Genomic DNA, 19,506 nt, shown 5'->3' with positions numbered 1-19,506 from the left:
ATTGTAACACCTGTCTCTAAATACATATTTATTTCCTATTTAAAGGCTGGACAATCGCCTCTCATTGTGATTGATTTGTAAAATATGCTATAATCCACAAAAAAAGGAGATGGATACAAATGCCCCTCCTCACAAACGAGAGTATTAATCTTATTTTTCCTCATGGAATAGAAATGAAAGGAGTGAGATTAACTGAGCAAGACTTCAATGAGCTTGAACTTAACGCTATCATTCATATGATAGACAATAACCGCAAACACTTTAACGATATTCGGAATATATTTAGACAACTAAGCTATGATCCTGAAACAATAAAATTTAGGTTAGATATTATAGAGGACTTGTTGAATAACTCTGAATTGTTGCTATGCCTAGAGGAGAGTTTGTCTATCATTGCTGATATGCGGTTTGTATCTGGAAAGTATTCCAGCGTAAGCGTCGATATGTTGCAAACAGTATCGAGACTCAAGGAATTGGGTATTTATGTACATTTTGTAAAACAATTACGCAAATCCTTTACCGAAAAAGCCCACTTAAAATCCGAAGGACTTATTCGTCTGAGAGATCGTATTATTCAAATTTCGGAAGATTTCGACTTCAAAAACCTATCCGAGCAGCTTCCTAAATTGCAAAAAGGGCTAGATTCAATTTCGAGCGTGACCATCGGCATTAATTTTGATGCTCAATTAAACCCTGTTGAAGCAACACTTGTCTCTATTAATGATAAGAGATTTTCCGGGAACTCTCTTATCGGCAAACTTTTTGCAAGCGGTAATGAGTACCAAGGCGTATCCGAGTTATACAAAAACCCAGAACATGTTGAAACCGTACATATTTCTAAAAATGATACTTCCACTTACGACATGTCGCCTGAAGAGACCGAACTGCGAAGACTATTGTTCCGTGATTTGAAAAAGGTGCTTAAAAATGTTTTGAAGCCTATTCAACCGATGATTGAAAGATATTCATATCTTCATTTCAACTGGATTCTCTCGCTAGAGACGGATATAGCCTTTTATGTTGGTGCTGTTAAATTCATCCACAAATTGCGAGATTGGGGCATGCCGATGTGCAGACCTACTCTGCTTCCATCAGACGAGCGAAAGGCCCACTTGAAAGGGAATTATAATCTTAATCTTGCACTTAGAATGTCTACACGATATGAGGATGGAAAATTGGGAGACCATATCGTAACCAATGACGTTATCTTTAATGATCATGGTCGCATATTTATTCTAACGGGTCCTAACTCTGGAGGAAAAACGACATATGCCCAAGCGATCGGTTTGACGCAAGTTTTGATGCAAGCAGGGCTATATGTCCCTTGTGTTGAAGCGGAAATTAGCCCTGTAGATGGACTTTATCCTTATTTCAACGTTGAGGAAAACTCCAATATGGAAACGGGACGGCTAGGCGTTGAATCCAAAAAAATAAGTGAAATTTTCCAGAACGCAACACCCAACAGTTTAATCTTGCTTAATGAATCATTTTCTTCAACCAGTCCAGGGGAAAGTTTCTATTTAATGAAAGATATTGTTTGTGCGCTTAAATTGTTGGGACTTCGCGCTGTTATCGCCACACATCTTCATGAGCTGGCAGAAAGCATTAATGAAATTAATTCCCAACAAGCCGGTGAAAGCAAGCTCATTAGTATGGTAGCAGGAATTAAAGAAGAAATAGAACATAAATTAACTGAGTCCAATCGCTCATATAAAGTAACTCCCGGGAAGCCGCAAGGACAAAGCTTTGCAAGAGATATCGCTCGGCAGTACGGCATAAGTTTGAAGCAACTTACCCAAACCATTCATGAACGAAATCTTGTTACAACCCCCTCCGAATAACTGATCAAGACCCTATTTTATAGACACTGAAAAAAGACCCTAGCCTACAATCTGGTGATAGGGGGACTGACCCCATAGCGTGAGACAAATCAAAACACCTTCAAGTGAAATCTACTATGTCGTAAGATATAGAGACAATCTTGGAGGTGTTTTCACTATGGCACCAAAGTGAGTTACCCAGTTGAAGTGAAAATGAAAACGGTCGATGTTGGACACTATACTAAATGGTTCCTATCCAAACTCCATCAATCCCACCAAAAATACCACACATCATGCTTCATCAAATAATCCGCGTAATCCCCTAAGCTATCATGACCTTCCAACACGTATGAACAAAAAATAAAGTGCTCTTTCGCCAGCTTTAATGCATCCTCATATGTCTTCGGGCGTTTTCCTGTTTGCATAACCCATGTATCGTCCGATACAGCGAGAAGTTTAATGCCATGTTCCTTCTGCCAGTGCTTTATAACAACCGACTGATGTACTGGGAAAGGACATTCATTAAAGCCTCCCATTGGAATCCACAACGGTGCTTCATATCCGGATTCCTGCGGCAATGTCAAAACAATTAGCTCATCATCTTCTTCTATGCCTTCCTCCAGCCACTCTGTAGTTACAAGAAATGGTTCCGTCTCCGTTTCACATTGCTCTTCACTCAAAAGCTCATGCCCATCCCATAACAAAGAATACGACCGATAAATCTCATTAAAATTTTTGCCCTCCAGATTTTTCTGCTCCGAAGATAAATCTGAATACTCAAGTTGAGACCCTACAATCTTCCGCCATACATCCTCGACACTTAGGCTATGTACTTCTTCAAGCTGACCGCGAACATACGCAGAGAGTGATTCTTCTTCCTCCATTGTTTCTTCCATCATCTCTACCAAATTGTATCCAGGCAGAACCAAAATGCTATGCTTTCCTTCTTTTGTCGCAGGCAGCGACACGTTCTCCACCTCTACAACTTCAATGTCACATTCCTGTAGATAATCAGATAATTCTTCGATCATACTTCCACCTCTTTTATAAAAATATCTTCGACTCTATCATCCATCATTTGTTAATTCTAGCATGCGTTTATCTGTTACATCAAAAAAAGAAACGCTTTTGAACCATCCAGCTTAAGGACGAAAAGCGTTTCTTCGAGAAAAAGTCCACGATCTTCATCGTGGACAACGCTCATTCACGAGCTATTTTCATAATATATCTTAATTTTTATAATTTCAAAAAATTAAATCAATCCACTTTAGCCCGATATGCTTCCGCAGTAAGCAGTTTTGCAAGCGCTTCCTCTAGATCGCCTTCAACTTCGATTTCAGCGATCCAGCCACCCTCGTACGGTTCACTGTTCACCAGCTCCGGCTGCGCCTCAAGATCTCCATTCAACTTGGTTATTTTACCGGATACCGGACAATAAAGCTCCGATACCGTCTTTACAGATTCTATCGATCCAATACTATCCCCTTCAGCCACGTCTGATCCAACCTCCGGCAACTCTACAAAAACAATGTCTCCCAGTTGACATTGTGCATGATCGGTAATACCAATACGTACGATGTTGCCTTCCACCTTCAACGCCCATTCATGATCTTCGCTGTACACCAATTGCTCTCTGATTTCACTCATTTGAATTTCCTCTTTTCTTAATATGAAATGGATTCAAACAGAATAAAAAAGGACAGGAAAAGACTCACGCCTCTTCTCTGTCCTCGGTACCTGAGAGTTTATGAATGCCCGTCTCTTCACGGCCCTTCGTTTCCCCTTTGGCGGCTTTCGCTCTCTCCAGAGTTGCGTCAGATAGCGGTACTTTTACCTGAGAGATTACTCGTTAACTGGCAGGTGTAACGAATTGCTCCTTCGGTGCCGCCGCCTTTATTGGCGCTGCGGTCTCTCCCGTCCATCGTCATCCACATATGTAATTTGGTTGATTTCTTCCACAGGATAAAGCACTTAGCAGATCATGTCAATATAGCTGACAAAAATAATGTTTTTTGACGAACTAAAGGTTGACACGTTACTGAGATCGACGGTTATAATGATGTGAAGAACAAAAAGCATAATAGAGCTGAATAAGCGGATGAAGGTATTGGGAGAGATTACCGACTAACGGGTAACGCCGAAGGAGTAAACCGAAACAACGGTGAATCTCTCAGGCAAAAGGACTTTTACTGGACGCACCTCTGGAGAGAATCCTGATACATTTAGGATCACCAAAGGGGAAACTCACACGCGCTTCATATCTTGCTTACATAATTTGTGTAGAGGTAACTCTCAGGTACAAAGGACAGAGCAGAAGGACAATGATACGGCAAAGCTTGCTTTGCGCGTATGTTATTCCTTTTGCCTGTCTTTTTTTGTGTAGTCCCAATTCATGCTAAAGAGGTGCTCAAAATGAGTTCATTGCAACGAACGCCGCTTTACCCGCTTTACTCGGATTTCCCATCTGTCCGCTGCATCGATTTTGGAGGCTGGGAGCTGCCTGTACAGTTTCACGGAATTGTTCGAGAACACGAAGCTGTACGCCGACAAGCCGGTCTGTTCGACGTTTCCCATATGGGTGAATTTCTGGTAACCGGGCCAAACGCCGAGGTTTTTTTGCAGCAAATGGTTACTAATGATGTTTCGCGATTGTCTGTTGGTCAGGCCCAATATGCTCCCATGTGCAATGATAACGGCGGCACCGTGGACGATCTGCTAGTCTACAAGCTCTCAGATAATCAATTTATGCTAGTTGTGAATGCATCTAACATTGACAAGGATTTACAGTGGTTAAAGGACCATATCATCGAAGGTGTAGACCTTCAGAACATCTCTGCAGAAACAGCGCTCATTGCCCTTCAGGGCCCTGAAGCCGAAGCTATTTTGTCAAAGGTGTCCGCTGAGCCTGTTCATACACTGTCATCTTTTCATTTTATTCAAAATGCGGATGTATGCGCTACCTCCGTTCTCCTCTCCCGTACCGGTTACACCGGCGAAGACGGCTTCGAAATATATTGCCCAGCTGAATCTGCTTCGGCCATATGGACAGGGCTGCTCGCTGCCGGCGAGCCGAACGGCCTGATTCCGGCAGGGCTTGGTGCGCGTGATACTCTTCGATTCGAAGCTAAGCTCGCACTGTACGGCCAAGAACTGTCAGACACCATTTCTCCGCTTGAAGCAGGTCTTGGATACTTCGTAAAGCTGGACAAAGGCAACTTTATTGGACGGGATGCATTAGCTCTTCAAAAAAACGAAGGTGTACAGCGCAAGCTCGTTGGCGTTGAACTGATTGATCGCGGGATCCCCCGCTCTCATTACCCGGTGTATGTGGACGATTCTCTAATCGGTGAAATCACTAGCGGTACGCAGTCACCAACGTCGAAGCGAAATCTCGGTCTTGCACTGATCGACAGCAGATATACTGCAGTAGGGACTGAAGTCTCGATTGAAATTCGCGGCAAACGACTTAAAGCGGTGGTTGTAAAGACGCCATTTTACAAAAAAGGAGAAACCTTATGATGAAGCATCGTTATTTGCCGATGACTGAGCAGGATCAATCGGAAATGCTTGCTACCGTTGGGGCAAAATCGATTAAGGATCTATTTGAGGATATCCCTGCTGAGGTGCGTTACGACGGCGTTCTGCCGATGTCCGAAAGACTAAGTGAGCCTGAACTTCTAAAGTATATGAACGGACTTGCCGCTCGCAATGCAGATTTTGAACGATATGCCAGCTTTCTGGGAGCAGGGCTGTACGATCATCATATTCCCGTAGTAATTAATCATGTTATCTCAAGATCCGAATTTTACACAGCGTATACGCCTTACCAGGCGGAGGTCAGCCAAGGTGAGCTGCAAGCGATTTTTGAGTTTCAATCTTATATTTGCGAACTGACTGGGATGAAGGTAGCCAATGCCAGTATGTACGACGGCTCCACTGCTCTTGCAGAAGCGGCGGCACTTGCGTCAGGCGCTACGAAACGCAAGAAGATAGTCATTTCCCGTACCGTTCATCCGGAAGCTCGGGAAATACTCCTCACCTCCGCTCACGGCCTTGGCCTTGAAGTTGTGGAGGTAGGCTTCAAAGACGGCGTTACCGACACCGATGCTTTGACGGCTGCTATTACAGATGATACGGCTGCTGTTCTTATCCAATCTCCGAACTTCTTCGGATGCATTGAGGACGTAAAAGCCATTGAGCCGCTAGTTCATGCCCAAAAATCACTGCTCGTGCTTAGTGTGAACCCGCTTTCCCTTGGCTTGCTCGAATCACCTGGAGAACTAGGTGCAGACATCGTTGTCGGCGATGCCCAGCCCCTGGGCATACCGGCTTCGCTTGGCGGTCCAACCTGCGGTTTCTTCGCGGTATCCGAGCCGTTGATGCGCCGTATTCCAGGCCGGATTGTCGGCCAGACGGTCGATCAGGACGGCAAGCGCGGCTTCGTTCTTACGCTGCAAGCCCGTGAGCAGCATATCAGGCGCGAAAAAGCGACATCGAATATTTGTTCCAACCAGGCATTATTGGCACTTTGCGCCTCTGTGTATATGTCTACCCTTGGCAAGATGGGGATGCAGGAGGTCGCATTGCTTAATGTCCGTAAATCACATTACGCCTCCGAATGCATCACGAAAGGATCCCTAGATATAGAATTCGCTTCGTCATTCTTTAATGAATTTGTCGTGAAATTGCCGGATGGCGTTGATTTAAAAGAAGTTAATGCGAAACTTCTCAAGGCTGGTTACATCGGCGGCTACGATCTTGGGCTAGCCTATCCTGAGCTGCAGGGTCGCATGCTCCTCGCCGTTACGGAACGGCGAACTAAAGAAGAAATTGAGCGATTCATCGGAGAATTGGAGGCAATCGTATGAAACCGGAAAAAGCGCTGATCTTCGAACTAAGTAAACCGGGCCGAGTGGCCTATTCCTTACCTGATTGTGACGTACCGGAAACGGACGTTTCAGAATGGATTCCAGAAAACATGCTGCGTTCCAAACCGGCCGAACTTCCAGAGGTGTTCGAGGTGGATGTCATTCGCCATTACACGGAGTTGTCACGTCGTAACTTCGGCATCGATAACGGCTTTTATCCGCTTGGTTCCTGCACGATGAAATACAACCCAAAAATCAACGAGGATGTGGCCCGCTTTCCCGGATTTGCCAAGATTCATCCTTATCAACCCGAGGAAAGCATTCAGGGAGCTCTCGAAATGCTCTATACGCTTCAAGACGATCTCGCCGCTTTGACCGGGATGGATCAAGTGACATTGCAGCCAGCGGCTGGCGCTCACGGGGAATGGACCGGACTGATGCTGATTCGTGCATATCACGAGAGCCGTGGTGAGCAGCGGACTAAAGTGATCGTGCCGGACTCCTCACACGGAACGAACCCGGCCAGTGCTACAGTGGCAGGATATGATACGATTACAATTCAATCCAACGAGCGCGGTATGGTCGATCTTGATGCTCTCAGAGCTGTTGTTGGAAGCGACACAGCAGCATTGATGCTGACGAACCCGAGTACGCTTGGTCTGTTTGAAGAACAGATCGTGGAAATTGCTGAGATCGTACATGAAGCAGGCGGCCTTCTCTATTATGACGGAGCGAATTCCAATGCGATCATGGGAATTACCCGCCCAGGAGACATGGGCTTTGACGTGGTCCACCTTAATCTGCACAAAACGATGAGCACGCCACATGGCGGAGGCGGCCCGGGGTCGGGTCCGGTCGGGGTAAAAGATAAGTTGATCCCTTTCCTTCCTAAACCGATTGTTTCCAAACGTCAGGACGGAACATTTTACTGGGATTACGATCGGCCGCAGTCGATTGGCCGTGTGAAAGCTTTTTACGGTAACTTCGGCATTCTGGTGCGTGCCTTTACGTACATCCGTAGTTACGGGCCGGACGGTCTTCGCCGGGTATCGGAGCTTGCGGTCTTGAATGCCAACTATATGATGCATAGGTTGGCGCCTTATTACGAAGTCGCTTATCCCGGTCTTTGCAAGCACGAATTCGTATTATCCGGCAAAAAGTTAAAGGAATACGGCGTTCGGACCCTCGACGTTGCGAAACGATTACTCGATTTCGGCTATCATCCGCCAACTATTTACTTCCCGCTGAATGTCGAGGAGTGTATCATGATCGAGCCAACCGAAACCGAAAGCAAAGAAACGCTGGACGGTTTTATCGATGTAATGATTCAAATCGCACAGGAAGCTGAAACGAATCCAGAGCTAGTCATCAATGCACCTTACACAACGGTTGTGAAACGCCTTGATGAGACTACAGCTGCACGCAAGCCGGTCTTGAATTGTACTTGCGGTTAATGAGGTTGAGCAAGGGGCTATGGGACCGCCGTCATGCAACGCCAAATCGCGCGCTGCTTTACTCAAATAATCTAACAAGATTCAGTGAGTGTGGTATAAAGTGCAGTCATATATCATGACATCACGGCGAACGACGAATTGTTGCATGTAATGCAACAAAAAGGACAGATTTACCTCGTTCCAAGAGGAATTGTTGTAGAATTTACAGCAATATAAGTAGGTTCAAGCATTCTGTTCGTCCAATGTTGTATAACATACAACATTACTCATCACATCATGTTTGATCATTCTAGCAGCCCTTTAAGACGTTAGACATATCCGTAACTTCATCATTGCAACCTATTACCTTCCATATAAATAATCTTCAGACACTAACTTTAGTGGAGACTTAAAAAACAGATATTCTACAGAAAAAAGTAAAAGCAGGTCGCTCGAGGATTCATCCTTTGGGCGACCTGCTTAGTTTTAGGGTGCAACATGTTCTGCTTGATTCGGAGGCAAGAACGATTGTAGGAACGATTATTACACGTAGCGTCTCCTTATTTTATTTCATTCCAAAAAGCCACTTGATTCAAAGGAAGTCTTACAGTTTGGCGCGCCGGTTGAGCGGCTTTACCAATCGCAATCAGCATGATGCTCTCATAGTTCGAAGGAAGGTTAAACGCTTCTTTAAATTTATCATGGTTAAAACCTCCCATAGGCACGGTATCATAGCCTTTTGCCCGCGCGATTAGCATAAGCTGCATGGAGATTAGACCTGCATCGATATCCACAATGCTTCTCTTTTTGGAATCATCCAGATGGCGATATATTTGATTCGCAGTTGCGATCATTTTCTGTTTAATTTCCTCCGTCATATATCCCGCTTCCTGCGACTGTGTATAAATATGTTCCGCTTTGTCATACCACTCCATATCACCTAATACAGCGATGACGGCGGATGCATCTAATACTTGTGCCTGATTATTAGCAATTGGATAAAGCTTTTCTTTCAAGGCCTGATCATCGATGACGAGAAATCGCCAAGGCTGAAGATTGCTTGAGGATGGTGCAGATGTGGCATCCGTCAGCATTTCCTGCATCTCTTCCCGCGATATTTTTACCGATGGATCGTATTGCCGTACAGAATGGCGTTCTCTTACAACGCTAAGAAAATCTTTTTGTGTCAAAGTTGACATGGTTGAACACTCCTTAAAATTATTGTGCAAAATAATGCACAGTTTAGATCGCACTTATACTGTGCCGATAATTGCACAGTATAATGCAAATATATTTCGTTTGTCAATACACAACATCGTTACATCATTCTTTCGACGATGTCAGCGATCGTATAGGATTTCAGTACATTAAGTGTGCTTTCCTCAACCTCAGATAAAATATCAGAAAAAGCGTTTTTCATCTGCCCACCTAAGCAGTTGTCTCTTGCAGCGTCCAACATGCTGTCAGCGATGGTATTATGGATCTGGAGCGCCGAATAAATATCACCAAGCGATATGCGATCTGCACCTCTAACTAAACGGTATCCTCCGTCTCTTCCTTCACGGGATTCGATGATATGTTCTAAGGCCAATGCCTTTAAAATTCTTCTGATCAGCGTCGCATCGATATGCAGATGAGTTGCGATATCACCGCTGGAACATTTACCGCCTGAGTGTTTCTCAAGAACAACAAGTGCTTGGAGTGCTAAGCTAAAAGTTTTATAGGTGGATGGGCAGGCCATGGCCGATTTCTTAGAAGACGATACTTTATCCACTTTGTTGTACCTCCCCATTTATCGTAGTTCATTAGAATATTGTAACTTAAAACCTAACACTCCAGCAAGGTAACAAAAAGGTATGAGTATTTAATTTTATAAAAATTGTGTTATGTCCTGCTTTTTCCGGTTAACTACTAACTGAAATACATCTGGACGGCTATAGTGACCTACCACATCAAAATCATAACGACTTTGAACGATTTGAGAAAGATCCAGCGTTGCGAACAGAATGCCTTTTTCATTATACAATGGTTCAACGACATATTCTCCAAGAGGACTTACAATAGCACTTCCCCCTCTGTTCAAAATATCGGGATCTTGTTCAACATCTTCATAACAAGCTAAATCAGCGGGATATGAGTCTTTGGTCGAATACTGATTGCAGGAGATGACGAAACAGCGGCCTTCACAAGCAATATGGCGCAGTGTAGCCTGCCATGTATCGCGTGCATCTGCTGTTGGAGCGATGTAAATATCAATTCCTTGTGCGTACATAGACGTGCGAGCAAGCGGCATATAATTCTCCCAACAGATAAGTCCGCCAATTCTTCCAAACGGCGTATCGATAACCGTAAGAGTACTTCCATCACCTTGTCCCCACAACAGGCGCTCCGAACCCGTAGGTACGAGCTTCCGGTGTTTACCGAGAACCTCCCCGTCTGGTCCGATATATACCATGGAATTGTATAAGGTCCCTCTGCTGAACTCCTGATCTCTTTCAACTACTCCGATAACAAGATAAACACCTGTTTCCTTAGCAAGTTCCCCTAATGCGTCTGTCTCCGTTCCAGGAATATCGATCGCGCTTTCCCAATATCGTTCCCAGTCTTTTCTGCCATCAGCATTTCTGCTCCCGACACGGGTTCCAAAACCCAACCCTCGAGGATAGCCCCCTAAAAAAACTTCTGGAAACACAACCAGGTCGGCTCCTTGCTCTGCAGCATCTCTCGTATGAGCATCAATCTTGTCCATAGCTGATTGTTTATTAAACAAAATAGGAGCGTCCTGTACAACGGCTACACGAATATGTTGACTGTTCATGTCATCCTTCCCCTCTCGAACGATAGCATCTGTCTACGCCTAAAAATATCGCTCACACCATTAACTATTTCAATATTTTTACTATGATATATAATATATGACAAACCCTCATTTCAAACCGTCCATTCATGAATGAATTAAACCATCCAATTTATTCGACAATTTCCCCATCCATGTTCAACATATTGATAGAGTTTTGTCGTACATATGATAAAAATTTATACAGACCGAAAGGGTGAATAATGTGTGGAAACCTGATCGCAAAAGCAATCAGCCTCTTTATCAACAAATCGCAGATGATCTCGAACAAAGAATATCCTACGGGGAGTTTCCACCTGGAAGTTTGCTTCCTTCCGAACGAAAATTAGCAGACCAACTGGGGGTAAATCGCAGCACCGTTGTACTTGCATATGCAGAGCTGCGGTCGCTTGGAATCATAGAAAGCAGATCTGGAAGCGGTACCCGGGTCAGCAGAACGAAATGGGGAGCAACACCCAAACATACTCCAAATTGGCATCGTTATGCAGAAGGTGGTAATTTCTTGCCTAACCTGCCTTTTTTGCGCCGAATTCGTGTCGCTCTGGAGCAGGATCCATCCATCATTGATTTTGCCAGTGGTGAACTCGCTGGAGACTTGGCACCCATTGACGAGATTAATGCAATAATGAACGAAAAACAAAATACGTCGTATTTGGGATATGACAACCCCCAGGGATATATGCCTTTGAGACAGGCCCTGGTATCGTTTCTAAAAGAGTATCGAGGTATCCATACGACTGAATCGTCAATACTGATTACATCCGGTTCACAGCAATCTTTATACTTGATAACCCAATGTTTGTTATCTCCAGGGGACGCAGTCGCCATAGAAGATCCATCGTACTGTTATTCATTGCCCATGTTCCAGTCTGCTGGTCTTCGATTGTTCAGGCTACCCGTCGACGAGCGGGGTGTGCAGCCTGAAGACATTCGTTCTCTATTCAAGAAACATAAAATCAAAATGGTGTTTATTAATCCCAACTTTCAGAACCCGACGGGTACTTTACTTGCAGAAGAGAGAAGAAAAAAATTGCTTGATGTTGCAAGCGAACTCGGACTACCAATCGTTGAAGATGACCCTTTTAGCTTAACGGCATACAAAGGTACGCCCCCTTCACCGTTAAAATCAGCTGATGCGATCGGGTCTGTGCTTTATATCGGGTCTTTTTCCAAAATTGCCGCATCCGGCTTGCGTGTTGGTTGGATGGTAGCTCCTCATTCTGTTGTCGAACGACTGGCTGATGCTAGACAGCAAATGGATTTTGGGCTTAGTGTTGTACCGCAAAGGGTTGCTGCTACATTCCTGGAATCACCGTATTTTGATCCCCATATGGATCGGTTGAGGTCAACCCTTCTTTACAAGCGGGATTTAATCATTGAGGCCATTCAAAAAGAGATGCCAGATCTTGTTGAGTATCATATTCCTGATGGAGGACTGCATCTGTGGTGCAAAATTGTACCTAAGGTGAATGACAACAAATTACTGGATGCCGCTATTCAAAAAGGGGTAATCTTCGTACCTGGAAGTGTATATGGATCGGATTCCAGTTACGTTAGGTTTACATATGCCCGTGCAAGAACTGAAGATATTCATACTGGTATATCCAGATTTGCGGAAGCGCTTCGCTTAAGCATTAGATAAAGAAAATTAGAAAAGGTGCATGATAGGATTCAATGTTCGTAAAGAATCTTTACCATGCACCTTTTTGTATATCTTCTTCTCGTCATTTACTTCTGTAAAGCTTTCACATCTTTTATAATTTTGTCGTATGGAGTATCCATAGTTCCATCATACTTTGCAACGACCGTTCCAGATTGATCAACCAAGTAAAAGGAAGTGCCGTGTATTACTTGATCTGAAGCAGTATCCAAGATAAGTGGCGTCTTGAAAGATTTCAGAACAAACGATTTGATGTCTTCGTATTCGTAACCGGTTAAAGCATGCCAGTTCGTAAAATCAGCATCAAACTTCTCTAAATAGCTTTTTAATGCCGCAGGGTCATCACGCTCGGGATCAACAGAGAATGAAACCAGTTCAGCTTCTACCCCTTCTTTTTTCAATCGTTTCTGAAGTTCTGCCATATTGGCTGTCATTGTTGGGCACACCGTAATACAATGTGTAAAGACAAAATCCGCAATCCATACTTTACCACTTAGATCCGATAACGATACGGTCTCCTCATCTTGGTTCATATATTCAAATGGTTCAACCGGGATGCTAAACTGGTTTGGCTTGGAATTGCCGCATGCCGTTACCAATCCAAGGATCATGCTGAGTAAAGTAACTATAGCAAGCTTTTTCAAAACAAACTCCCCCTTATTTCATTTTTGCCAACCACCCAGCTAAAATCTCAATCTCGTTATCCTCTAACAGCTTTTTAAAAGAAGGCATTCCCTTCGATCCATCCCGAATAATTTCGTTTATTTTTTCCTCCGTCATTGTTGAGCCGATATTTCGCAGGTCCGGCCCCACTTTTCCGCTTAAATCCATTGCATGACAGGAGATGCATTGATTTTTATACAATGCGACAGCCTCTTCATCCTCGGGAGACGTAATCGTTGCCCGTAATGTTGAATCATCCACCGCTTTCTGGTTGCAGGCGCTTAGGAGAAGTACTGCTAATATGGCAATGATTAAACCGCGTATTCTTGTCACTGCTTTTCCTCCCTAACCGTAAAATTCATAATGGTTTCATTAACGTATCTTGCTAGCACCGTCATGATCGACATTACTGTATAAGAGAACAGCTGGAGTGTCACCAGCCGCTCTTGCAGAAAAATTAGCAGGCCATGTTCAATTTTCTGTAACAAATGTCACATCATAATTAATCTTGTTTCATTTCTTTGAACGGTCCGACTTACCAGTGTCTCCTCTTCCACGACCGAATCGACAAAGTAGTCAGTATACTGAATAAGAAGGTGGCCAAAACATTATGAACAAGACTGGCAAACAGATATGCGTCTGGATCATTCATGACAAATGTGAGCCATGCTCCACTGAAAATCTGTGCTGTCACAAAAACAAGCAGGCCAGCTGTCGGGAATGTAAGCTCTGAGTGATCATTTTTCACTTCGTGCCTGCGAACAAGAATAAACAGAATAATGGCCAAAACCAATAGAAGCGCAGCTGCTACCCGATGAATGAATACGATCCCTGACGCGCCGTGCATATAAGGAATGACTTGTCCATTGCATAATGGCCACCCCATACACCCAGCATCCGACTTGGTATGACGAATATACGCGCCAAGATATATGACTATACAGCTATGCACCCATGTTCCCCAGACGATGACTCTAATGGGGGTTGGGATGGGAGCTGCATGAAAGCTCACTCTTTCTTTTTGCATCTGGTACATCCATACGACTAGAAGCATGCTGCTGGCTACTGCAAGCAGAGCGATGCCGAAATGGAGTGCCATTACAGCTGGCTGCTGCGGCCACATAACAGCGGCAGCTCCCATTAAAGCTTGAACAATGGTAAAAAACAGTGTTCCTCCAGCGTAGTACAACGCTTCCTTATGTAACTTGTAATAACGCCATGTCGCTATGAAGGTTGCAAGAACCAACAGTCCCACCACACCTGTTATCATGCGGTGAGAATATTCGATCATGGATTCCAGCGTATAGGCCGGGACAAATTTGCCATTACATAATGGCCAATCGTCACCACAGCCTCGACCTGATCCCGTTTTGGTTACGATCGCTCCAGCAAGCAATACGAAGAACATACCGATAAACGAGGACCACGTCAGTAGTCGATAACGGAACGAAAACAATTGAATCACCTCTTATGTCTGTTTTTATAAGCTACCCTCAACGAATATAATGACTATCATTTCATTCGTGACCATCCATTTTTTATTTTGACTCACCATCCATTGGACACATTTCTACTGGTGGGGAATGCCTTTAGCCTTAGAAAGAACAAAAAGCCCCGTTTAAATATCTGTTCGAAGGAACAGATACTTAAACGGGGCTGAGATGGTATTATCCAATGTCACTCCACTTCTTTGCCGGGGAAGTAACGCACGATAACCTTATTTAAATATCATCCAAATCACAATAAACGCTATCAAAGAAAACACATAAATTAAGGTTAATTTTGTGACATTCGCTCTAGTTTTACGTTCATAATTGGGGTTTGCTTTCTTATTCTCTTGAGAGTGACCGACAAGTAATGTTGAAACTCCCCCGATTAATGCTAATGTAATGACGATAATGTACATGCCCATCGCTATCAGCCCCTCTTTTAAGGTAATCTTTTAGTTCATATGTCTATCCTTATGCAGTTCAACAACAACCTTAACCTCTTTTGTTGTTGAATCCTCAGGTCCTTTAATCGGTAATCCTGCCTTTACATGCCGAATAATATAGTCAACGACATCCTGGGATATAATCTGTCCAGGCATAAGAATTGGAATACCCGGGGGATAAACATAGATGGACTCAGCGATGATCCGCCCCGATGATTGTTCAAATAAAACGGTTTCAGTATCTGCATAGAAAGCATCTCTTGGTGACATTAAAAATGGTGAAGCATCAGGAATGGTGGCAGGCGTAAGAGCAACTGCACTCTCTTTTTTCCTGAACGTATCATCCATATGTTTCAATGCGAGTATTAGCTGGTTAACTTCATACTCGGTGTCCCCAAGCGTGATAAGACATAATATGTTCGACAGATCGCTTAACTCTACCTCGATGTTATATTGTTCACGCAACCACAGCTCCGCCTCATAGCCCGTAATGCCAAGTCGTCCAACATGAACGCACAGCTTCGTTGGATCATAATTGTCTACACCTTTCAGGTCGAGTATTTCTTCGCCATAGCAGTAAAGCCCAGGAAAGACATTGATGTGACTTCTGGCTTGATTCGCTAAATTTATAGCGTTCTCCGCAAGCAGTCGCCCATTTACAGCTAACTGCCGTCTTGCAGTATCCAAGGAGGCTAGAAGGATATACGAGGTTGAAGTCGTTGTCAACATACTCATAAGAGTGCGGATCCGTTCTATATTTACTAATTTCCCCTTCACATTGAGGATCGAACTCTGAGTTAATGATCCCCCAAGTTTATGCACACTGGTTGCCGCCATATCTGCGCCCGCTTGCATAGCCGACACAGGCAGATTCTCATGAAAGTGAATAAGTGTTCCATGTGCTTCATCCACCAGAACCGGTATCCCATAGCCGTGAACGAATTCGACCATCTCGGTCAAGTCCACGCTCGTTCCATAGTAGGTTGGGTTTATGAGTAGAACCGCTTTCACACCCGGGTTCTGCTCTATCGCTTGCTGGATCGATTCTTTCAACACTCCATGCTCGATCCCTAACTTGTGATCTCGTTCAGGCGTTACCCATACCGGAATCGCTCCAGCAAAAATAATGGCCGACAAAATGGATTTGTGGGCATTGCGCGGCACGATGATCTTGTCACCTGGCGCACAAACAGACATGATCATTGTCATAATTGCCCCAGTGGTCCCTTGTACGGAAAACAACGTATAGTCTGCGCCAAAAGCTTCTGCCGCGAGGCGCTCCGCTTCCAGAATAACTCCTGACGGCTGATGAAGATCATCAAGTGGGACAATATTGATTAGATCAATGGCTAGAGCATTGTCACCCATATAGGATCGGAATTGCGGATCCATCCCTTTACCTTTTTTATGGCCGGGTATATGAAAAGGCAACGGGTCGCTCATTGCATGTTGTACTAAAGCGTCAAACAATGGAGTTCTATGTTGGTTCATGGTGATCTTTCCTTTCAATGAACTATCCTTATCGAGTGACTTCAAAGAAGCCATATCAATCAAATAATACTGGCTACAATACCAATCGTAACCATCCAATTTTCAATTTTGTATACCATCCATTTTGAAAGAAATAAAAATTTTTGCTATATAGTAGAATAACCCCCAAAGCCATTCGATTGAATAGCCTGGGGGTTATTGTCATAAGCTTATAAAGTTCATCATTCGTATAATGGCTCTATGCACCAGCAGCGGCAGTTCCGCCTGCAATCAGCATGTCAACGTGGATAATATCTTTTGTAACCGGATTGCGTTGGATTTCTTTCAGTTCGACAGACACGGACGTTCCTCCGTCAATCGACAACTCTAATGTCTTGGATAATCCGTCCCGCATCAATAGAGAGAATTCCCGTGCGTTTATATGAACCATACCAATGGTCCCCTTCTTCCCGAGCAGATTGCAAGGCAATCTTCCCTCTTTACGCAGATTCCGCAAATCGGAACGTTTCTCATTCTTTCTTGTAAGCGCTTCTAAATGATGTGTCATATCAACATACTCCTTCTAGGTTATCAATAATTAGTCGTAACTATGGTTCATGCTTTCCCGTATGATCACTCGTTCGGTACACGACCAGAATGCTGCTTAGTTGCTCAGACGTATCTCGATTCGAGCGATATCCCGCGAAATACTTAATGTCAATCACTTGCTCGTCCTGTAACGTTGCCAGAAATTCATTCGCTTTCTTCTCCGCCGTTACGGAACCCCTATCTAGAAACTCTTTCACCTGAATCATCGCATCCATCCTTCCTCACCTGACCATTTAATGTAAAATCATTCTAACTATACACAAAGGCACTTCGCCCGTGAGGGAGCGAAATGCCTCGTTGTTTATACTGTATCAAGATTGGTGCACATTGTCAACGTTACCTGATGTATCCATTAAAAGTAAATTCTGAATAAATGCAGTTATTTCCTTTTAACCATAGGATCAGATGATCTTAATTCGTACATACCGTTTTGGAGAACCATACGGGCGGAATCGGTACCTTCAATGGAAACCCTGGTGTCGAATAAGCCAGGGATACGCCCGTCTGGAAACCAGGGCCGGTGCTTGTCCACAACAATTAATCTACCTTCCGCGTCTCCAAGCGCAGCGAATTGCTGGCCATCCCCGCTCCACAGACGAAGTCGGAATGTTTCGGTAAGTTCTTTAACGACTTGTGGGACATTATCGACAGGAAGGCCGATCTCACTGATACATAGTAAATTTTCTGACCCAAAAGTTTCATCCGTCGTATTGTTAAGCATATGGTGAGCAATGAATTCGATTAGGTTGCCGGCTGGATCGTAGAAGTAAAATGCCGTTGCACTCCAGTTCTCGAACAGGAATTCATTTTGACCATCCTTGGAAAATAACGTGATTCCTCGTTCTCTCACCCACTGCTTCGCTTCTGAGAACTTATTGGCAGGAATCGTGAAAGCAATATGATAATATGGTTGATCCTGAGGAGAAGCCTTACGAAAAGCGAGAATTGTACTCCCAGCCTGAAATAATAACTGAGACGGTTGATCCTCCAGAACATCCAGTCCCAATAGAGAACCGTAAAATCCCTTTATCGCTTCGAAATGTTGAGTACTTAATAAGACTTTCGATAATTTCATTCGGTGTACCTCCCACATTGTTATTTCTCATCCTTGCCCTCATTATAGATTTACCCATATAATAGTTCAATACTATATATTCTATATGAATAATAGCATAATCCTATGATAAAGGAGTTTTCTTAGGTGGAAATCAGACAATTACACTATTTTCTTATGTTATGTAATGAATTGCATTTTTCTGAAGCTGCATATAAATTAGGGATTTCACAACCAACATTAAGTCAACAAATACGGGTGATCGAAGATGAGTTAGGCGTGCCTTTGTTTGACCGGATTGGCAAAAAGACAGTTAAAACCGAAGCGGGAGAACTTCTAGAGAGCTATGCTTTACAAATTGTTCAAACATTAGAAAACGCAAAAAATGCTATCGCCGATCTTAGGAATTTGGACTCTGGACAAGTGCGTATAGCTGTATTACCTTCGGATCTGGATTATCGATTAACATCATTACTCATCGATTTTCACAAGGATTTGCCTAATACCAAAGTTCAAATGATTCCATCCATAGATATTTTGAATAAAGTGTTGAGCAATGAAGTAGATATTGGCGTTGGTTTAGCAATTCAAGATGATCCTCGTCTCATTCACATCCCCTTTTATACGGAAACGTATAGTCTTTATGTAGATAATGAACATGACTTAGCGATGAGGGATATTATTTCACCTGAAGATTTGACGAAGATACCTTTAGTTATGTACCCTAAGGGTTTTTATGGACGAGATTTAATTGATAACTGGTGTAACGAACAAAAAATCACGATCCACACCGTAATGGAAACAGGCTCTGCCACTTCCTTGTTTCAACTGGTTGAAGAAGGCATTGGAGCTACTATTCAACCAAGCCAATTGAATGATATTCTCAAGTCACCAAATATCCGTGCCATTCCAATTGAGAATTCCCCCATCAGAGAATTAGAGATTATTTATCGTAATGATAAATATCTAAACCGAGCTGCAAAAACATTCATGAAAAGGTTGGAAGTGTTTTTTAGGATATAACCATCATTCCATTCATAGAATCGTCAATAACCCCTCTATGCGATTGTCGGTTTCACCCGAACTGGGAAATCATAGTATTAGAAAAAGCAGGTTACCCGAGAATTCATCCTTGGGTG

19 protein-coding genes and 3 riboswitches are annotated in these 19,506 nt (G+C 43.6%); of the genes, 6 read left to right on the top strand and 13 right to left on the bottom strand.

Annotated features, from left to right (window positions below; all coding sequences use genetic code 11):
* Positions 1-119: 119 nt before the first annotated feature.
* Entirely contained in the window at positions 120-1,841 is a 1,722-nt protein-coding gene (locus AC2TF5_RS11555) for a MutS-related protein (RefSeq protein WP_491302288.1), read from the top strand.
* Positions 1,842-2,086: 245 nt separating this feature from the next.
* Here the strand turns inward: AC2TF5_RS11555 and AC2TF5_RS11550 are convergent, their stop codons facing one another.
* On the bottom strand, positions 2,087-2,851 hold the full coding sequence (locus AC2TF5_RS11550) for a DUF4253 domain-containing protein (RefSeq protein WP_491302287.1): 765 nt from the start codon (positions 2,849-2,851) through the stop codon (positions 2,087-2,089).
* Positions 2,852-3,077: 226 nt separating this feature from the next.
* Positions 3,078-3,467, bottom strand: a complete 390-nt coding sequence (gene gcvH, locus AC2TF5_RS11545; protein WP_491302286.1) for a glycine cleavage system protein GcvH — start codon at positions 3,465-3,467, stop codon at positions 3,078-3,080.
* A 165-nt stretch (positions 3,468-3,632) separates the two neighbouring features.
* Positions 3,633-3,748: riboswitch (glycine riboswitch) on the bottom strand.
* Positions 3,749-3,918: 170 nt separating this feature from the next.
* Positions 3,919-4,016: riboswitch (glycine riboswitch) on the top strand.
* Between the two features lie 3 nt (positions 4,017-4,019).
* Positions 4,020-4,131, top strand: a riboswitch (glycine riboswitch).
* Positions 4,132-4,232: 101 nt separating this feature from the next.
* On the opposite strand from gcvH, the gene gcvT reads away from it, so the two are divergent.
* Genes gcvT through gcvPB form a run of 3 tightly spaced genes read left to right on the top strand, consistent with a single transcriptional unit; the run spans position 4,233 to position 8,142 of the window.
* Positions 4,233-5,339, top strand: a complete 1,107-nt coding sequence (gene gcvT, locus AC2TF5_RS11540) for a glycine cleavage system aminomethyltransferase GcvT (protein WP_491302285.1) — start codon at positions 4,233-4,235, stop codon at positions 5,337-5,339.
* Positions 5,339-6,688, top strand: coding sequence for an aminomethyl-transferring glycine dehydrogenase subunit GcvPA (gcvPA, locus tag AC2TF5_RS11535; RefSeq protein ID WP_491302868.1), 1,350 nt, complete (start codon positions 5,339-5,341; stop codon positions 6,686-6,688). The genes gcvT and gcvPA overlap by 1 nt, the downstream gene beginning before the upstream one ends.
* Positions 6,685-8,142, top strand: a complete 1,458-nt coding sequence (gene gcvPB, locus AC2TF5_RS11530; RefSeq protein WP_491302284.1) for an aminomethyl-transferring glycine dehydrogenase subunit GcvPB — start codon at positions 6,685-6,687, stop codon at positions 8,140-8,142. Before gcvPA ends, gcvPB begins: the two co-directional genes overlap by 4 nt.
* 539 nt (positions 8,143-8,681) lie before the next feature.
* Here gcvPB and AC2TF5_RS11525 read toward each other — a convergent pair.
* From AC2TF5_RS11525 to AC2TF5_RS11515, 3 genes are all read right to left on the bottom strand, one after another.
* A complete protein-coding gene (locus AC2TF5_RS11525; protein ID WP_491302283.1) occupies positions 8,682-9,320 on the bottom strand; it encodes a nitroreductase family protein in 639 nt (212 codons plus the stop codon).
* Between the two features lie 119 nt (positions 9,321-9,439).
* A complete protein-coding gene (locus tag AC2TF5_RS11520) occupies positions 9,440-9,895 on the bottom strand; it encodes an RrF2 family transcriptional regulator (RefSeq protein WP_491302282.1) in 456 nt (151 codons plus the stop codon).
* Positions 9,896-9,991: 96 nt separating this feature from the next.
* Positions 9,992-10,939 carry a carbon-nitrogen hydrolase family protein gene (locus AC2TF5_RS11515; RefSeq protein ID WP_491302281.1) on the bottom strand — a complete coding sequence of 316 codons (948 nt, stop codon included), beginning with the start codon at positions 10,937-10,939 and terminating at the stop codon, positions 9,992-9,994.
* 244 nt (positions 10,940-11,183) lie between these two features.
* Here AC2TF5_RS11515 and pdxR point away from each other — a divergent pair, with 244 nt between their 5' ends.
* Positions 11,184-12,620: a MocR-like pyridoxine biosynthesis transcription factor PdxR gene (gene pdxR, locus AC2TF5_RS11510; RefSeq protein ID WP_491302280.1), complete on the top strand. Its 1,437-nt coding sequence runs from the start codon at positions 11,184-11,186 to the stop codon at positions 12,618-12,620.
* An 86-nt stretch (positions 12,621-12,706) separates the two neighbouring features.
* Here pdxR and AC2TF5_RS11505 read toward each other — a convergent pair whose 3' ends face one another.
* The 8 genes from AC2TF5_RS11505 to AC2TF5_RS11470 all read right to left on the bottom strand — a co-directional run bounded on the left by AC2TF5_RS11505 (position 12,707) and on the right by AC2TF5_RS11470 (position 18,388).
* The gene (locus AC2TF5_RS11505; RefSeq protein ID WP_491302279.1) at positions 12,707-13,282 is read right to left on the bottom strand and encodes an SCO family protein; all 576 of its coding nucleotides are present in this window, start codon (positions 13,280-13,282) and stop codon (positions 12,707-12,709) included.
* Positions 13,283-13,295: 13 nt separating this feature from the next.
* Complete coding sequence (locus AC2TF5_RS11500; protein ID WP_491302278.1) at positions 13,296-13,634, bottom strand: c-type cytochrome; 339 nt, start codon at positions 13,632-13,634, stop codon at positions 13,296-13,298.
* Between the two features lie 202 nt (positions 13,635-13,836).
* Complete coding sequence (locus AC2TF5_RS11495) at positions 13,837-14,766, bottom strand: COX15/CtaA family protein (protein ID WP_491302277.1); 930 nt, start codon at positions 14,764-14,766, stop codon at positions 13,837-13,839.
* 252 nt (positions 14,767-15,018) lie between these two features.
* Positions 15,019-15,213: a hypothetical protein gene (locus AC2TF5_RS11490; RefSeq protein ID WP_241929456.1), complete on the bottom strand. Its 195-nt coding sequence runs from the start codon at positions 15,211-15,213 to the stop codon at positions 15,019-15,021.
* A 30-nt stretch (positions 15,214-15,243) separates the two neighbouring features.
* Positions 15,244-16,725: an aminotransferase class I/II-fold pyridoxal phosphate-dependent enzyme gene (locus AC2TF5_RS11485; protein WP_491302276.1), complete on the bottom strand. Its 1,482-nt coding sequence runs from the start codon at positions 16,723-16,725 to the stop codon at positions 15,244-15,246.
* 238 nt (positions 16,726-16,963) lie between these two features.
* Positions 16,964-17,272: a 50S ribosomal protein L25 gene (locus AC2TF5_RS11480; RefSeq protein ID WP_491302275.1), complete on the bottom strand. Its 309-nt coding sequence runs from the start codon at positions 17,270-17,272 to the stop codon at positions 16,964-16,966.
* A gap of 40 nt (positions 17,273-17,312) precedes the next feature.
* Positions 17,313-17,528, bottom strand: a complete 216-nt coding sequence (locus tag AC2TF5_RS11475; RefSeq protein ID WP_491302274.1) for a sporulation protein Cse60 — start codon at positions 17,526-17,528, stop codon at positions 17,313-17,315.
* Between the two features lie 164 nt (positions 17,529-17,692).
* Positions 17,693-18,388 carry a VOC family protein gene (locus AC2TF5_RS11470; protein ID WP_491302273.1) on the bottom strand — a complete coding sequence of 232 codons (696 nt, stop codon included), beginning with the start codon at positions 18,386-18,388 and terminating at the stop codon, positions 17,693-17,695.
* A 126-nt stretch (positions 18,389-18,514) separates the two neighbouring features.
* On the opposite strand from AC2TF5_RS11470, the gene AC2TF5_RS11465 reads away from it, so the two are divergent.
* Entirely contained in the window at positions 18,515-19,390 is an 876-nt protein-coding gene (locus tag AC2TF5_RS11465) for a LysR substrate-binding domain-containing protein (RefSeq protein WP_491302272.1), read from the top strand.
* The last annotated feature ends 116 nt before the right edge of the window (positions 19,391-19,506 follow it).

It is taken from the genome of Paenibacillus sp. JNUCC 34 (assembly GCF_058269055.1).
This window is presented reverse-complemented; position numbering and strand designations above follow the sequence as displayed.

Excerpts from the sequence above, each read along its gene's own strand:
- AC2TF5_RS11555 (WP_491302288.1), top strand. The coding sequence starts at position 120 with ATGCCCCTCCTCACAAACGAGAGTATTAATCTTATTTTTCCTCATGGA.
- AC2TF5_RS11550 (WP_491302287.1), bottom strand. The coding sequence starts at position 2,851 with ATGATCGAAGAATTATCTGATTATCTACAGGAATGTGACATTGAAGTT.
- gcvH (WP_491302286.1), bottom strand. The coding sequence starts at position 3,467 with ATGAGTGAAATCAGAGAGCAATTGGTGTACAGCGAAGATCATGAATGG.
- gcvT (WP_491302285.1), top strand. The coding sequence starts at position 4,233 with ATGAGTTCATTGCAACGAACGCCGCTTTACCCGCTTTACTCGGATTTC.
- gcvPA (WP_491302868.1), top strand. The coding sequence starts at position 5,339 with ATGAAGCATCGTTATTTGCCGATGACTGAGCAGGATCAATCGGAAATG.
- gcvPB (WP_491302284.1), top strand. The coding sequence starts at position 6,685 with ATGAAACCGGAAAAAGCGCTGATCTTCGAACTAAGTAAACCGGGCCGA.
- AC2TF5_RS11525 (WP_491302283.1), bottom strand. The coding sequence starts at position 9,320 with ATGTCAACTTTGACACAAAAAGATTTTCTTAGCGTTGTAAGAGAACGC.
- AC2TF5_RS11515 (WP_491302281.1), bottom strand. The coding sequence starts at position 10,939 with ATGAACAGTCAACATATTCGTGTAGCCGTTGTACAGGACGCTCCTATT.
- AC2TF5_RS11490 (WP_241929456.1), bottom strand. The coding sequence starts at position 15,213 with ATGGGCATGTACATTATCGTCATTACATTAGCATTAATCGGGGGAGTT.
- AC2TF5_RS11485 (WP_491302276.1), bottom strand. The coding sequence starts at position 16,725 with ATGAACCAACATAGAACTCCATTGTTTGACGCTTTAGTACAACATGCA.
- AC2TF5_RS11480 (WP_491302275.1), bottom strand. The coding sequence starts at position 17,272 with ATGACACATCATTTAGAAGCGCTTACAAGAAAGAATGAGAAACGTTCC.
- AC2TF5_RS11475 (WP_491302274.1), bottom strand. The coding sequence starts at position 17,528 with ATGGATGCGATGATTCAGGTGAAAGAGTTTCTAGATAGGGGTTCCGTA.
- AC2TF5_RS11470 (WP_491302273.1), bottom strand. The coding sequence starts at position 18,388 with ATGAAATTATCGAAAGTCTTATTAAGTACTCAACATTTCGAAGCGATA.